The organism is Algimonas arctica, from assembly GCF_014652695.1.
Classification (GTDB): domain Bacteria; phylum Pseudomonadota; class Alphaproteobacteria; order Caulobacterales; family Maricaulaceae; genus Litorimonas; species Litorimonas arctica.
Genome location: NZ_BMZH01000001.1, coordinates 1 through 15378, shown reverse-complemented (window position 1 = coordinate 15378; position 15378 = coordinate 1). Strand labels below are relative to the sequence as shown.

At 54.0% G+C, this 15378-nt stretch carries 12 protein-coding genes and 1 tRNA gene; all 13 read right to left on the bottom strand.

Features of this window, described 5'->3' with window-relative positions; genetic code table 11:
• Positions 1–36: 36 nt before the first annotated feature.
• Positions 37–942 (bottom strand): hydroxymethylglutaryl-CoA lyase, encoded by a 906-nt coding sequence (locus tag IE105_RS00065; RefSeq protein ID WP_189494119.1) that lies wholly within the window; start codon positions 940–942, stop codon positions 37–39.
• Positions 943–978: 36 nt separating this feature from the next.
• A complete protein-coding gene (locus IE105_RS00060; RefSeq protein WP_189494116.1) occupies positions 979–1719 on the bottom strand; it encodes an SDR family NAD(P)-dependent oxidoreductase in 741 nt (246 codons plus the stop codon).
• Between the two features lie 97 nt (positions 1720–1816).
• Entirely contained in the window at positions 1817–3172 is a 1356-nt protein-coding gene (locus IE105_RS00055; RefSeq protein ID WP_189494115.1) for a serine hydrolase domain-containing protein, read from the bottom strand.
• 101 nt (positions 3173–3273) lie between these two features.
• Positions 3274–7446, bottom strand: coding sequence for a DNA-directed RNA polymerase subunit beta' (gene rpoC, locus IE105_RS00050; protein WP_189494113.1), 4173 nt, complete (start codon positions 7444–7446; stop codon positions 3274–3276).
• 108 nt (positions 7447–7554) lie between these two features.
• Positions 7555–11637 (bottom strand): DNA-directed RNA polymerase subunit beta, encoded by a 4083-nt coding sequence (gene rpoB, locus IE105_RS00045; protein ID WP_189494111.1) that lies wholly within the window; start codon positions 11635–11637, stop codon positions 7555–7557.
• 188 nt (positions 11638–11825) lie between these two features.
• Complete coding sequence (gene rplL, locus IE105_RS00040) at positions 11826–12194, bottom strand: 50S ribosomal protein L7/L12 (RefSeq protein ID WP_189494109.1); 369 nt, start codon at positions 12192–12194, stop codon at positions 11826–11828.
• Between the two features lie 87 nt (positions 12195–12281).
• Positions 12282–12797 carry a 50S ribosomal protein L10 gene (rplJ, locus tag IE105_RS00035; RefSeq protein WP_189494107.1) on the bottom strand — a complete coding sequence of 172 codons (516 nt, stop codon included), beginning with the start codon at positions 12795–12797 and terminating at the stop codon, positions 12282–12284.
• A 248-nt stretch (positions 12798–13045) separates the two neighbouring features.
• The gene (gene rplA, locus IE105_RS00030; RefSeq protein ID WP_189494105.1) at positions 13046–13738 is read right to left on the bottom strand and encodes a 50S ribosomal protein L1; all 693 of its coding nucleotides are present in this window, start codon (positions 13736–13738) and stop codon (positions 13046–13048) included.
• 3 nt (positions 13739–13741) lie between these two features.
• A complete protein-coding gene (gene rplK / locus IE105_RS00025; RefSeq protein ID WP_189494103.1) occupies positions 13742–14170 on the bottom strand; it encodes a 50S ribosomal protein L11 in 429 nt (142 codons plus the stop codon).
• A gap of 120 nt (positions 14171–14290) precedes the next feature.
• Complete coding sequence (nusG, locus tag IE105_RS00020; RefSeq protein ID WP_189494101.1) at positions 14291–14833, bottom strand: transcription termination/antitermination protein NusG; 543 nt, start codon at positions 14831–14833, stop codon at positions 14291–14293.
• Positions 14833–15084 (bottom strand): preprotein translocase subunit SecE, encoded by a 252-nt coding sequence (gene secE / locus IE105_RS00015; protein WP_189494099.1) that lies wholly within the window; start codon positions 15082–15084, stop codon positions 14833–14835. The genes nusG and secE overlap by 1 nt, the downstream gene beginning before the upstream one ends.
• 99 nt (positions 15085–15183) lie before the next feature.
• Positions 15184–15259: transfer RNA gene (locus tag IE105_RS00010), tRNA-Trp, on the bottom strand.
• 18 nt (positions 15260–15277) lie between these two features.
• A partial coding sequence (locus tag IE105_RS00005; protein ID WP_233353933.1) for an EF-Tu C-terminal domain-related protein occupies positions 15278–15378 on the bottom strand: 101 nt, incomplete at its 5' end.

Genomic DNA, 15378 nt, shown 5'->3' with positions numbered 1-15378 from the left:
TGGGCGGGCGCGAGTCTACCGGACAGGTCAGACGGCCTAGACAGCAACAGGAACCGGAAAACCGCCAGCGCGGCTGACCATACCCGGCAGTGGTTTTTCCATGACATCGGACAACCAATGCGCGGTCTTGATGACAGCATTCAGATCATATCCCGTCTGAAAGCCAGCGCGGTCCAGCATGTAAATGACATCTTCTGCAGGCACATTGCCTGTCGCTTTCGGCGCAAAGGGGCAGCCGCCTATACCGCCAATTGATACATCGATGGTTTTGACACCCGCTTGAATGGCCGCATGGACATTGGCGAGGCCAGTATTGCGCGTATTGTGGAAATGCGCGCGCATGGAAAGCTGCGGCAGTTCCCTCGCCACACGTTCAAATATTGCACTGACCTGCCACGGGTTGGCGACGCCGATGGTGTCCGCCAAAGCGACTTCTGTGAGCCCCGCGTCGAACAAACGGTGCACCATATCCAGCACGACTTCTTCCGAAATTTCACCCTCGAACGGACAGCCGAAGGCTGTGGCGATCGTCACATTGACCGCCCGGCCCGCTTGCCGCGTCTTCGCCGCCATCGCGCAGGCCATCGCAACGGAACTGTCGCGGGTCTGGTTTTGGTTTTTCGTCGCGAAAGTATCGCTCGCGGCAGCCACAAGGCCCAGCTCATGCACAGACGTCTTGAGCGCCCGGTCCACGCCGCGCTCATTCATGACCAGACCAATATAGGTCACGTCCGTCTCGATTGGCAGACCCGCAATGACCGCTTCAGCGTCCGCCATTTGCGGGACGTATTTGGGATGGGCGAAACTCGCTACTTCGATCCGTTTTGCGCCCGCCACTATCGCACGGTTTATCAAGGAAAGCTTTTCGTCTGTTGAGAACAGACGAGCCTCGTTCTGGAGGCCATCGCGAGCGGTGACGTCAAGAATTTCGATGGATGCCATGGTTTACGCCTTCAACGTTTTAAGTGGATCAAGGATCTATATCGTCATACCGCCGTCGATATCGATCCCCGTCCCGGTAATGAAACTGGATTCATCGGACGCCAAAAAGGCGGCTAACGCCGCGACTTCTGTGCTTTTCCCGTAACGCCTCAGCGCCGTCATTCGCCGCATGCCCTCAGCATGGCCGCCATCCGCTGGGTTCATATCTGTGTCGATCGGACCCGGCTGAATCGCATTAACGCGGATATTCCGATGACCCAGATCGCGCGCCCACCCTTTTACGAGACCCGTCACCGCGGCTTTGGATGATCCGTAAATGGCAAACCCGGGAATCGGGAACGTATGAGAATTGATACTACTAATGACAATGATGGACGCCCCATCATTCAAGTGAGGAATGGCCGCATGTGTACCCGCATAAACGCCGTCCACATTCGTTTTATAGACCTCCCTAAACATGTCCAAACCCGCTTCGGATATCGGTGCCATGCGCGCGATCCCGGCATTATGGACAAGGATATCTATCCCCCCTTTTTCAGCGGCTTTATCGATGTAGGCGGCCACGGAAGATGGATCAGATGCGTCGGCCTTCACAGCCACAGCGGACCCTCCATTCGCTTTGATGGCGGATACGACCGCTTGGGCCGGGCCTTCGCTGCTATTGTAGGTCAACACGACATGTGCACCATCAGCCGCGAGCCGCGTCGCAATCGCGGCACCTATCCCCCGTGATCCTCCGGTAACAATTGCGGTCTTATTTGAGAGATCATAGGTCATGAGACGTCCTTGTGAACGAGAGGAATAGCACAAACATGCGACGCTTGTACGAGATTTAGACTATCAAAATAGGAGCCATGGTGTGCGCATATGCGCGCTACAAAGCGTCCACAATCGCCGCGAGGCCCGGCATCACATCAACATCATTGTCGACTGGCGGACGGGTCATTCCGAGACGGACGATAACCGCATTTTTGGACGGAATAACGATGACCATTTGTCCGTCGTGTCCGCCCATAAAAAAGGCACTGTCCGGTAGGCCTGGCAAGCGCTGCCAACCATCCGGCATGGGCTTATTGAGCCACCACTGCGCACCGTAAAACGGGGCAGAGTCGGGTAAAGACGGTGTCGTGGCATAGGCTACCGTCCCCTCCGGCAAAACGCGTTGCCCGTCCCAGATCCCATCATCGAGATATAATTGACCCAACCGCGCCCAGTCATGTGGACTGACATAGAGATAGCTGGAACCAATGAATGTCCCACAGGCATCCGTTTCAAAAACGGGAGACCGCATTCCAATCGGGTTGAACAGATGCTCATAGACCCAATAATGATAATCCTGTCCCGAGGCCTCAATCGCGCGTCGCAGCACGGCCGAAAGAATATTCGTTGTGCCACTGGAATAGGCCCAATGCGTTCCAGGGGTATGCGCGAGCGGTGCTTTCGACGCTGCCAACCCCATATTGCGACTTCCGAATAACATCCGCGTCACATCTGATGTTGGATCACCGTAATCCTCGACGAAATCGAGGCCATCCGTCATATGCAAAAGATCGGCAACAGTGATGGCGGCGCGTGGGTCGTCGCCCGTCCAGTCCGGCATGAGTGCGCTGTCTGTCAATGCGAGCAATCCCTGATCAATCGCAATGGCTGTCATCGCTTGCGTCACGGATTTGGCCATCGACCAGCTTTGCATCGGCACATTTCGGGCGAAACCATCGGCATAATCCTCGGCCACAATGACACCGTCTTGAACGACCACGACTGCGCGAATATCGGCTGGGTTGTCCCGCTCTGCGTCGGACCGGAAAGCTTCGGTCAAGGCTTGGATATTACCATCGGTCGCGACGGGCCAGCGGGTCGACTTAAAGCGACGTCGATCCAGTCGATAACCAACCGGAGGTCCGCCAATGTCGAGCACACAACCGTAGCCGGGTCGGTAAACCGCTGTAACGCGACCCATGATCCCAAACACATGTCCCTTTACGACGCCGTGACCACTTATACTCCGTTGCCCCACACTGACCTTTGCGCGAGATACAATGGGGTGAACACGCAAGAAATCATTGGCCAAAATATCATTCTGCGTGCGCCTTGCGACGAAATATTCTGAGCAAAACGCTTTGGCTTTGTAACTGGTTGCGGACTTTAAATAAGGGTTCGCGAGATAGGCCACGAGGCCCACAACAAAGATGAGACACAGCGACATAAGGGCAATAAATTTAAGTTTCATAGCGCCATTATAGGGCTGAGTTACATTCACGCAAACACCAACAGACCCATAAAAAAAGGCCGCTCCGAGGAGCGGCCTTCCTAAATCTAATGTCGCGTCGTCTATTCGGCGGCGTCGCCGTCGAGTTCCGATGGGAAGGCTTCCATTGGAGCCGCTGCCGCACGTTCTGCAAGCAACTTGGTGTCGCGTGTGTTCGCCAGTTTCTGGTAGCGACGCAGATTGCTGCCGGTACCCGCTGGGATCAAACGACCCACGATGACGTTCTCTTTCAGACCTTCGAGCATGTCTTCCTTACCTTGAACCGACGCTTCCGTGAGGACGCGTGTCGTTTCTTGGAAGGAAGCCGCCGAGATAAAGCTGCGCGTTTGAAGCGAGGCTTTGGTGATCCCGAGAAGAACGGGTTCAGCCGTAGCCGGACGCGCCTTCTTATTGCCCGCCAGAAGCTCTGCATTCCGCTCGTTAAACTCAACCTTATCCAGTTGTTCGGCGCGGATCATGGACGTGTCGCCCGGATCGGTGACTTCAACTTTCTGCAGCATTTGCCGGACAATCACTTCGATGTGTTTGTCGTTAATCGGCACACCCTGCAGGCGGTAGACGCCTTGTACTTCGTCAACGAGATATTCCGCCAACGCCTCAACACCCATCACTTGAAGGATGTCATGCGGGGCCGGATTACCATCAACGATGTAATCGCCACGTTTGACCATGTCGCCATCAGAGACGAGCATGTGTTTGCCTTTTGGCACGAGGAAGCTGATGCTCTCGCCGTCTTCTGTTTCCGGCAGGATCGAGATTTTACGCTTGTTCTTATAGTCGCGCGTAAATTCAATCTTACCATCCATCTGGGCGATAATCGCATCATCCTTTGGACGACGGGCCTCGAACAACTCGGCAACCCGTGGCAAACCACCGGTAATGTCGCGCTGTGTCGCAGACCCTTTAGGAATACGCGCCAAAACCGTACCCGGCTTGACCGTATCACCATCATTAACCGACAGGATCGCCCCGACTGCGAGCATGTAGCGCGCAATCCGGTTTTCAATGAGCTCGACAGGTTCGCCGTTCTCATCTTCGATCACCGCAGCAGGCTGAATGTCACCCGATTTGGAGCTGGCGCGCCAATCGATAATGACCTTGGACGAAATACCCGTATCTTCGTCGGTTTCTTCCTTGGCGGAGACCCCTTCAACCAGATCGAGCAAGCGCACAGTCCCGGCAACCTCAGAGAGGATTGGCATGGTGTACGGGTCCCAATCGGCGAGTTTCGTACCGATATTGACCATCGCGCCGTTATCCAGCGGCATCCGCGACCCGAAATCAACCTTGTGGATTTCGAGCGTTTTACCGTCGGTATTCACGACTTCGAACTCAAGTTTGCGGACATTGACAATGAAGCCATTGTCGGTCTCGATGACGTCTTTTTCGTCATATTTGATCCGGCCTTCATTGACCGCTTCGATCACGGATTTATCCGCAACAGAGGCTGTCCCGCCGATGTGGAACGTCCGCATCGTAAGCTGCGTACCCGGTTCGCCAATGGACTGCGCCGCAATAACGCCGACGGCTTCGCCCATATTGACCTTGGTCCCGCGCGCGAGATCACGACCGTAACAGGTCGCGCAAATGCCCGTAATCGTTTCGCACGTCAGAGGCGAACGCACACGAATATCGGCAGCGCCGCCTTCGTCCACGATCAGCATCTTGTCTTCGTCAATATATGTATTGGCGGGGAACATGAGATCGCCGGTACGTGGATCGTGCATGTCTTCCGACAGGACACGGCCCAAGATACGTTCGCCAAGCGAGACAACAACGTCACCGCCATCGACAACCGGTTTGATCTCGATACCCGCTTCAGTGCCGCAATCCTGTTCTGTGACGATACAGTCTTGTGCCACATCAACGAGACGACGGGTCAGATAACCCGAGTTGGCTGTCTTCAACGCCGTATCCGCAAGACCCTTCCGGGCCCCGTGGGTGGAGTTAAAGTAGTCCATCACGGTGAGGCCTTCTTTAAAGTTCGCCGTAATCGGCGTCTCGATGATCTCACCGGACGGCTTGGCCATCAGGCCCCGCATCCCAGCAAGCTGTTTCATCTGGTTCTTAGAACCGCGAGCGCCAGACTCGGCCATCATAAAGATCGAGTTGATGATTTTCCGGGGCTTAGCAGCCTCGTCCATCATCGCATCCGCCACTTTGTCCGTACATTTGGACCAAGCGTCGACAACCTTGTTGTACTTTTCACCCTTAGTGATCAGGCCGTCCGCATATTGCTGTTCGAAGTCTTGAACCAATTCATGCGTTTCCGCGACCAGCGTATATTTCGTCTCAGGGATGATCATGTCATCCTTACCGAACGAGATACCCGCTTTAGCCGCTTCCGCAAAACCAAGACCCATCATCTTATCGGCAAAGATCACCGTCGCCTTCTGGCCGCCGTGGCGGTAGACGATGTCGATCAGCTTACCAATTTCCTTTTTCGTCAGCTCTTTGTTGATGACGGAGAACGGAATGTTGTGATGACGTGGCAGGAATTCACCGAGTTTCAAACGACCCGGCGTGGTTTCTGCGACTTCCATTGTAGTGGTGCCGTCTTCGTGAGTGACCGGGAAACGGCCCTTCACTTTGGCGTGCAAGGTCACGACCTTATTGTCCAATGCGGCTTCGACTTCGGCGACATCGGCAAACATCATGCCTTCACCGGTTTCGCCGTCACGCATCAGGGACATGTAGTAGAGGCCCAAAACGATATCCTGCGACGGCACGATGATCGGTTTACCATTGGCTGGCGACAGGATGTTGTTAGTCGACATCATCAGGACGCGCGCTTCCAGCTGTGCTTCAATCGACAACGGGACGTGAACGGCCATTTGGTCGCCATCAAAGTCGGCGTTGAACGCAGCACAGACGAGCGGGTGAAGACGGATCGCCTTCCCTTCGGTCAGTTTCGGTTCAAACGCTTGGATGCCCAAACGGTGCAAAGTTGGGGCCCGGTTCAACAGAACTGGGTGTTCGCGAATGACTTCGTCAAGAATATCCCAAATTTCAGGACGTTCCTTCTCAACCAATTTCTTGGACTGTTTGACAGTGCCAGACAGACCCTTGGCGTCGAGACGCGAGTAGATAAACGGCTTGAATAGCTCCAGCGCCATTTTCTTTGGCAGACCACATTCGTGCAGTTTCAGCTCTGGTCCAACCACGATCACGGAACGACCGGAATAGTCAACGCGCTTACCGAGCAAGTTTTGACGGAAGCGACCCTGTTTACCCTTGAGCATGTCGGACATGGATTTCAACGGACGCTTATTCGCGCCTGTGATGGTCCGGCCCCGACGGCCATTGTCAAACAGAGCATCGACAGATTCTTGCAACATCCGCTTTTCGTTGCGGATGATGATGTCCGGTGCGCGAAGCTCGATGAGGCGTTTCAGGCGATTGTTGCGGTTGATGACCCGGCGATAAAGATCATTCAGATCCGACGTCGCAAAACGGCCGCCATCCAAAGGCACAAGCGGGCGCAGCTCTGGCGGGATGACGGGAACGATGGTGAGAACCATCCATTCCGGACGGTTGCCAGATTTCTTGAAGCTCTCGAGCAATTTAAGGCGCTTGGACAGTTTCTTGAGTTTCAACTCAGAACCCGTTTCCGTCATATCAAAACGCGTGCGTTCGATTTCGGCATCAAGGTCCAGATCACCCAGCATTTCGCGCACAGCTTCTGCGCCGATACCGGCGGTAAAGCTATCTTCGCCAAATTCGGCTTGGGCGTCGAGATATTCGTCTTCGGACAAGATTTGACGCTCGTCCAAAGATGTCAGGCCCGGCTCGGTGACGACATAGCTTTCAAAATAGAGCACGCGCTCCACTTCTTTGAGCGTCATGTTGAGCATGGTCGAAATGCGCGATGGCAGAGATTTCAAGAACCAGATGTGCGCAACAGGCGCAGCCAGTTCGATGTGACCCATGCGTTCACGACGCACGCGGGTGACAGTGACTTCAACGCCACATTTCTCGCAAACGACGCCTTTATATTTCATGCGCTTATATTTGCCGCAGAGACATTCGTAATCTTTGACAGGACCAAAGATACGCGCACAGAACAGGCCGTCTTTCTCTGGTTTGAAAGTCCGGTAGTTAATGGTTTCTGGCTTCTTGATTTCACCAAATGACCAGCTGAGAATCTTCTCAGGGGACGCCAGGGAAATACGGATCCGGTCGAAGGATGGACCTTCTTGTGCCGGATTGAAGATGTTCATGACCTCTTGGTTCATGGGACGTCCTTTGTTTTGGGCTTAGCCATCCCGCGTCCGGGACAGTGGCGAGCCACTAGAAATAAAGTGCGCGCGCGAAGCCTGTGGCTTCGCGCGCAGCAATACTAATTAGCCGTTTGTCAGCTCGATGTTCAGACCGAGTGAGCGAATTTCCTTGACGAGAACGTTAAAGCTCTCCGGAATACCGGCCTCGAAACTGTCATCACCGCGAACGATCGACTCATAGACTTTCGTCCGACCCGCGACATCATCCGACTTGACGGTCAGCATTTCCTGCAAGGTGTAAGCGGCGCCGTAAGCTTCCAGGGCCCAGACTTCCATCTCACCAAAGCGCTGGCCACCGAACTGTGCTTTACCACCCAGCGGCTGCTGTGTGACGAGCGAGTATGGTCCAATGCTCCGCGCGTGGATTTTGTCATCCACCAAGTGATGCAGTTTGAGCAGGTACTTGTAGCCGACTGTGACCTGACGTGTGAACTGATCACCCGTCCGACCATCATGCAATGTGACCTGACCGGAACTGTGCAGACCCGCTTTTTCAAGCATCGTGACGATATCCGGCTCGCGCGCACCGTCAAAGACAGGCGTTGCGATAGGAACACCGCGTATGACGTTGCCCGCAAGCTCAATAAGTTCATCATTCTTACGTGGCAGGGTGATGTCATCGCCGTAGCCGTGTTGGACTGCTTCACGAAGCGCGGTAACATTACCGTCCTCTTTATACACTTCCAACGCCTCGTTGATCATGTCGCCAATACCGGCACATGCCCAACCAAGGTGCGTTTCCAGAATTTGACCCACGTTCATCCGCGATGGAACGCCGAGCGGGTTCAACACGATGTCAACAGCTTGACCGTTTGGCAGGAACGGCATGTCTTCGATCGGATTGATCTTGGAGATGACACCCTTGTTACCGTGACGACCGGCCATTTTATCACCCGGCTGAAGCTTACGCTTCACGGCAACAAAGACTTTGACCATCTTCATCACACCCGGAGGCAGATCATCGCCACGTTGCAGCTTGTCGACCTTGTCATCAAAGCGCGCATCAAGACGCGCTTTCGATGTGTCATACTGCGACTTCAGAGCTTCCAGCTCACCAATGGCCTTTTCGTCGTCCAGACCGATGCGCCACCAATCAGAACGCGGAACTTCGTCCAGCGTCTCATCGGTGATCGGACCTTTTTTGAACCCACGCGGACCAGAGACAGCGCTCTTACCCATGAGAACCGTACGAACCGACGCGTAAACAGAGCGTTCCAAAATGGTCAGCTCATCATCACGGTCTTTCCCAAGGCTTTCGATTTCCTCACGCTCGATTTGCATCGCGCGCTCGTCTTTTTCGACGCCTTGACGGTTAAAGACACGGACTTCCACGACAGTCCCAGACGCACCCGGTGGGAGCTTCAGCGATGTATCGCGAACGTCAGACGCTTTTTCACCAAAGATGGCACGCAGAAGTTTTTCTTCTGGAGTCATCGGGCTTTCGCCTTTTGGTGTGACCTTACCGACGAGGATATCGCCGGCATGAACTTCGGCGCCAACGGCGACGATCCCGGCTTCGTCCAAGTTGCGTAGGCTTTCTTCGCCGACGTTTGGAATATCGCGGGTAATATCTTCAGGGCCGAGCTTCGTATCACGCGCCATGACCGAGAATTCCTCGATGTGAAGCGATGTATAGACATCGTCGCGCACGATACGTTCTGAGATCAAGATCGAGTCTTCGAAATTGTAGCCATTCCACGGCATAAACGCGACAAGCACGTTCTTACCAAGTGCCAATTCACCGAGCTCTGTTGAGGGGCCATCAGCAATAATATCGCCGACTTTGACCTCATCACCCACTTTGACCAACGGACGTTGGTTGATGCAGGTCGACTGGTTTGAGCGCTGGAATTTCAGCAAGTTGTAGATGTCGACGCCGGACTTGGATAAATCCTTTTCCTTATCGGCACGAACAACAATGCGTTTCGCGTCAACCTGCTCGACGATACCGTCGCGCTTGGCTGTCACGGTCGCACCTGAATCAACAGCCACAATCCCTTCCATGCCGGTCCCGACCAAGGGCGCTTCCGCCTTCAGCAATGGCACGGCCTGACGCATCATGTTCGAACCCATCAAGGCCCGGTTCGCATCGTCATTTTCCAAGAATGGGATCAACGCCGCCGCAACAGACACGAGCTGTTTCGGAGACACGTCGATGAAATCGATTTCATCCCGTGACGCTTGAATGACTTCGCCATTCGCGCGGCAGGTCGTGAATTCATCCATCAACTCGCCGTCTTCGGAGACTTTGGCATTGGCCTGCGCAACAATATAGCGAGCCTCTTCCATCGCCGACAGATACTGGACTTTATCCTGTAACTTGCCGTCTTTCACCACACGATACGGACTTTCGATAAAGCCATATTCGTTGACACGCGCATGGGTCGCCAATGAGTTGATCAGGCCGATGTTCGGGCCTTCTGGTGTTTCAATTGGACAAATCCGACCATAGTGGGTCGGGTGAACATCACGGACTTCAAAGCCAGCGCGTTCACGGGTCAAACCACCGGGGCCAAGCGCTGAGAGACGACGCTTATGCGTAATCTCTGACAACGGGTTCGTTTGGTCCATAAATTGTGACAACTGCGAAGAGCCGAAGAATTCACGCACCACAGCGGCGGCCGGTTTCGCATTAATCAAATCATGCGGCATAACGGTCTCAATATCGACCGACTGCATCCGTTCTTTAATCGCACGTTCCATACGCAGAAGACCAATACGGTATTGGTTCTGCATCAACTCACCGACAGAGCGAACCCGGCGATTGCCGAGGTTATCAATATCATCAATCGAACCGAAGCCGTCTTTGAGCTTCACAAGCGTATCGACGACAGCCAAGATATCTTCTTTGCGCAAAACACGCATTTCAGGTTCGGCATCGAGTTCCATGCGCAAGTTCATTTTGACCCGGCCAACAGCCGAAAGGTCATAGCGTTCCTGATCAAAGAAAAGCGAGTTAAACAGATCTTCTGCGGCTTCTGCCGTAGGTGGCTCACCCGGACGCATGACGCGATAAATATCAACCAGCGCACCTTCGCGGCTATCGTTCTTATCGGCGGCCAATGTGTTGCGGATATAAGGACCGACATTGATGTGATCGATGTTCAGGACAGACAATTCGCCAACACCGGCTTCATTGATCTGCTCCATCGCGTCTTCGGACAACTCATCACCCGCTTCCGCGTAGATTTGACCCGTCTTCATATTCACAATGTCTTCGGCGACGAAGCGCTCGGACATTTCAAAGTCAGAAATCAGCACGTGTTTCACGCCATCATCCGCGAGTTTCTTCGCACCGCGTTTGGTCAGCTTGCGGCCCAATGGAGCCACAACTTCACCTGTCGCCGCGTCAACCAGATCACGCTGGAGCTTCGCTCCGCGATATTCTTCTGGATCAAAGGCACGGGTCCAACCGCCCTTTTTCGCGTCGCGTTTAAATTCGACAGCTTCGTAATATTCTTCGAGAATTTCTTCGCGCGTCATGCCCAGTGCATAAAGCACGGTCGTGGCAGGAAGTTTCCGGCGACGGTCAATCCGCGCAAACAGAATATCTTTGTGATCGAATTCAAAGTCGAGCCAAGAGCCACGGTATGGAATGATCCGTGCCGAGAATAGGAACTTCCCTGAGCTGTGGGATTTACCTTTGTCATGGTCAAAGAACACACCCGGTGAACGGTGCATTTGCGACACGATCACGCGCTCGGTGCCGTTCACGATGAACGTCCCTTTGTCGGTCATGAGCGGGATATCGCCCATATAGACGTCTTGCTCTTTGATGTCCTTGACAGAACGCGCGCCTGTATCATCGTCGATATCAAATACGACGAGACGCATTTTCACTTTCAGCGGAGCCGCAAAAGTGATGTCGCGTTGCTGGCATTCTTCTTCGTCGAACTTTGGCGGTTCGAAGACGAATGAGACATACTCCAGAACGGCGCGGTCAGAAAAGTCGCGCACGGGGAAGACAGAGTTGAAAACGCCGTTAATCCCCTGATCCTTCGCGCGGTCGCCCGCGTCGATATCTTTCTGGAGGAAGTGATCGTAGGAGCTTTTCTGCACCTCAATCAAATTAGGCATAGAGGCGGCTTCGGGAATACGCCCGAAGCTTTTACGAATACGTTTCTTGCCGGTAAAGGTCAGTGACATCAAAGACACCCTTCGTCAGTCGCGGCCAGACATTTTGGGCTGCAGCCCCAAAACGCCGGTCAAAATTAGTCCGGTTCGGATTAGACTGGCGACCGGACGCCAGTGTGGACGGGTGTTTTACCTCCCCAGACCATCGGAGGTGTTCGCGAGTCCGAAACGGACCCGCGAACAAAAGAGCATAGGTTGAACTACTTGAGTTCGACCGTTGCGCCGGCAGCTTCCAGCTTCTCTTTAATGTCGTTTGCTTCAGCTTCAGGCACGCCTTCTTTGACGGCTTTAGGAGCAGATTCGACAAGTTCTTTGGCTTCTTTGAGGCCAAGACCTGTGATGGCGCGGACTTCCTTAATCACGGAAATCTTGTTGCCACCGAACGATGTCATAACGACGTCGAAATCAGTCTTTTCTTCTTCAGCCGCCGCAGCGCCTGCTGGGCCAGCCATAACAGCCGCAGCTGCTGGTTCGATGCCGTACTCATCTTTAAGGATGTCGTTCAGCTCTTTGGCTTCCAAGATCGTCAGCTTGACGAGCTCTTCAGCAAGTTTTTTAACATCAGCCATGATGTAGTTCCTTGAGTTTATTGCCCCGACAGAAAGTTCCGTAAGGGCGGGTTGGTTCGAGTTTTGCGAGAATGTTGTCGTAAAGAGTTACGCTGCTGCCTTTTCCTCGATTGTCGCGATCGCGCCTGACAGGCTCCGACCGGGTGACATGAGGGCGGAAGTGATGTTCGTAGCTTGGCTCAGCAGACGCTGTGCGGCCATCGAAATCAACTCCTCGCGGGACGGCAGTTTGGACAAAGCATCGATTCCAGAAGAATCGAAAATCTCTTCGCCCATGAACCCGCCGATGATCTTGAAAGCTTTCGAGTTCTTAGCAAACTCAACAGTGACTTTCGGAGCGCTGATCATGTCTTCAGCCCAGGCAATTGCCACAGGACCTTTGAACATTGTACCGGCGCCTTCAAAAGGCTGGTCTTTCATGGCGATCGTCGCCAGGCGGTTCTTTACAACGCGGATCGTTGCGCCTTGCTCTCTGAGCTTAGCACGCAGGTCCGTCATTTCCGCAACAGTCATGCCTGAAAATTCAGCCATAACCACGGATCCGGCTTCCGCGAAGATGCTTTTCAGCTCTTCGACAGCAGCCGCTTTTTGAGTGCGATCCATTTGCGGTCTCCGTTGTTGCGAGGCTTAGCATCATTGCCAAACCCCTCTGGGGTGCCCGTTGCAACATCACTCAGGGAGCGACGAAGCAACCAGCGCTTCTCTGTCCCAAAGCTCGAACCCACTCGGCGCGGGGAAACCCCACTTAGAATAGTTGTCGCTCTGTCTGCGCTGGAATTATGACCCCAAATGGGATCACCGGCGGTCTCGGACAGTCTATTCGGCGAGGAAAACCTCGCCGAAATTCCTAATTAGCCAATATCGGCTGCATTGATCTTGACGCCAGGGCCCATTGTTGAGCTGAGCGTGACGCGTTTGATAAACGTGCCTTTCGCGCCAGATGGACGCTCACGTTGGATTTTCGAGAGAAGAAAATTGACATTTTCTTCTAGCTTATCCGCATCGAAGCTGGCTTTGCCAACGCCGGCGTGAACAATCCCGGTTTTCTCGGCGCGATACTCGACCGCTCCACCTTTGGAATCGCGAACAGCTTTGGCAACGTCTGGCGTGACAGTCCCGACTTTCGGGTTTGGCATCATGCCTTTCGGGCCGAGGACTTTACCCAGACGACCGACAAGCGGCATCATGTCAGGCGTGGCGATAACGCGATCAAAAGGCATATCGCCATTTTGAATCATTTCAGCCAAGTCTTCCGCACCAACAATGTCAGCACCCGCTTCGCGGGCTTCATCAGCCTTGGCGTCACGTGCGAACACAGCGACGCGCACGGTGCGGCCTGTGCCATTTGGCAGGTTTGCAACACCACGGACCATTTGGTCAGCGTGACGTGGATCAACACCGAGATTCAACGCGACTTCAATCGTCTCGTCAAATTTAGCTTTGGCATTGGCTTTAACCAATTCAACAGCCTCTTTGATGCTGTAATTCGTTTCGCGATCGAAAGTGGCCATAGCCGCTTTCATACGTTTGCTTGCATGTGTCATGATCTACTCCGTCACCTCGTAACCCATCGACCGGGCAGAGCCCTCGATGATCTTGGTGGCTTGATCCAGATCGTTTGCGGACAGATCAACCATTTTGGCTTCTGCAATTTCGCGACACTGGGCGCGCGTAACAGTCCCGCCAATCTCACTACCCGGAAGCTTACCGCCGGACTTTTTGCCCGCCGCTTTCTTCAGATAGTAACTGGCAGGCGCCGTTTTCGTCACGAAAGAGAACGACTTATCGCCGTAAACTGTGATGATCGTCGGCGTTGGAACGCCTTTTTCCAGGCCTTCGGTCTTAGCGTTAAACGCCTTGGCGAATTCCATGATATTGACGCCGCGTTGACCCAATGCAGGGCCGAGCGGCGGAGATGGGTTCGCGGAAGCCGCGGGGATTGTCAGCTTGATGTAGCCGCTAATCTTCTTTGCCATTTTCCACTCCTATGGCGGTTGCGCTGAGCAGGATTGCCGTCGCGCGTGTGGAGACCGTGGTGCTGGGATCGACTGGACTTAGCCGCCCCTCCCACAGTCAGTATTTGCAGGTCGTGAGCGCTAGCTCTCTTTTTCAACCTGCGAATAGTCGAGTTCAACGGGCGTACCTTGCCCGAAGATATTAATAAGAACCTTGAGGCGCGCGGCCTCTTCGTCGACACTTTCGACCGAGCCAGAGAAGCTCTGGAACGGGCCATCGACAACTTTAATCATTTCACCAATCTCGAAACTGATCGTCGGACGGGCCGCTACGGCGCCCTCTTCCTGCGATCCGATGATCCGTGCTACTTCCTTATCCGGAACAGGGCGAGGCTTTTTAGACGTGCTCGACGCCCCAAGAAATCCTGTGACCTTCGGCGAATTCGCGATCAGGTGATAGACCTCATCGGTCAGATCAACCTTGACCAGAACATAACCCGGAAAGAATTTGCGCTCGCTTTCAACCTTACGGCCGCGGCGCACTTCGATCACGGTTTCCGTTGGAACCAAAACTTCCTCAAACAAATGAGACAAGCCTTTTTCCTCGGCGTCGCGCTCGAGCGTTTCTTTCACGCGTTTCTCGAAGTTCGAGTAGGCCTGAACGATATACCACTGTGCAGCCATTAAGAGACGCTCCCGAAATTCAAGACCCACGGCACGACAATGCCGATCAGGAAATCCACCGCAAAGAAAAAGAGACCCATAATGACAACCATGATCATCACAAGGATGGTCGTCTGGCGAGTTTCTTTCCAGCTCGGCCAGACAACCTTGCGGCCCTCTTGCTGAACTTGCGCCAAATAAGTCGCCGGTGACACTTTCGGTGGCACTTTGGCGTCCTTCTTGGACGGAGTGGCTGACTTGCCTTTCGCCATTAGGGCGTTCCCTTATTTAAACGGCGAAACGCGAAGGCCGAATCGACCTCCGCGACACCTGGGTCCGGACCCCTAGCGGCTCCGGATCGTGTTAGAAAGTGGCAGGGGCAGAAGGACTCGAACCCTCGACACTCGGATTTGGAATCCGATGCTCTACCAACTGAGCTATACCCCTACACTAGTTATTGCGGGCCTACTCCGTGATTTTTGACACCACGCCGGCGCCGACTGTGCGGCCACCTTCGCGGATGGCGAAGCGGAGCTTCTCTTCCATCGCGATTGGGACGATCAGCT

What these genes read in the sequence shown, in the direction of transcription:
- IE105_RS00055 (WP_189494115.1), bottom strand. Translation starts at nt 3,172, where the DNA reads ATGAAACTTAAATTTATTGCCCTTATGTCGCTGTGTCTCATCTTTGTT.
- IE105_RS00060 (WP_189494116.1), bottom strand. Translation starts at nt 1,719, where the DNA reads ATGACCTATGATCTCTCAAATAAGACCGCAATTGTTACCGGAGGATCA.
- rplK (WP_189494103.1), bottom strand. Translation starts at nt 14,170, where the DNA reads ATGGCAAAGAAGATTAGCGGCTACATCAAGCTGACAATCCCCGCGGCT.
- rpoC (WP_189494113.1), bottom strand. Translation starts at nt 7,446, where the DNA reads ATGAACCAAGAGGTCATGAACATCTTCAATCCGGCACAAGAAGGTCCA.
- rplL (WP_189494109.1), bottom strand. Translation starts at nt 12,194, where the DNA reads ATGGCTGATGTTAAAAAACTTGCTGAAGAGCTCGTCAAGCTGACGATC.
- rpoB (WP_189494111.1), bottom strand. Translation starts at nt 11,637, where the DNA reads ATGTCACTGACCTTTACCGGCAAGAAACGTATTCGTAAAAGCTTCGGG.
- nusG (WP_189494101.1), bottom strand. Translation starts at nt 14,833, where the DNA reads ATGGCTGCACAGTGGTATATCGTTCAGGCCTACTCGAACTTCGAGAAA.
- IE105_RS00065 (WP_189494119.1), bottom strand. Translation starts at nt 942, where the DNA reads ATGGCATCCATCGAAATTCTTGACGTCACCGCTCGCGATGGCCTCCAG.
- rplA (WP_189494105.1), bottom strand. Translation starts at nt 13,738, where the DNA reads ATGACACATGCAAGCAAACGTATGAAAGCGGCTATGGCCACTTTCGAT.
- secE (WP_189494099.1), bottom strand. Translation starts at nt 15,084, where the DNA reads ATGGCGAAAGGCAAGTCAGCCACTCCGTCCAAGAAGGACGCCAAAGTG.
- rplJ (WP_189494107.1), bottom strand. Translation starts at nt 12,797, where the DNA reads ATGGATCGCACTCAAAAAGCGGCTGCTGTCGAAGAGCTGAAAAGCATC.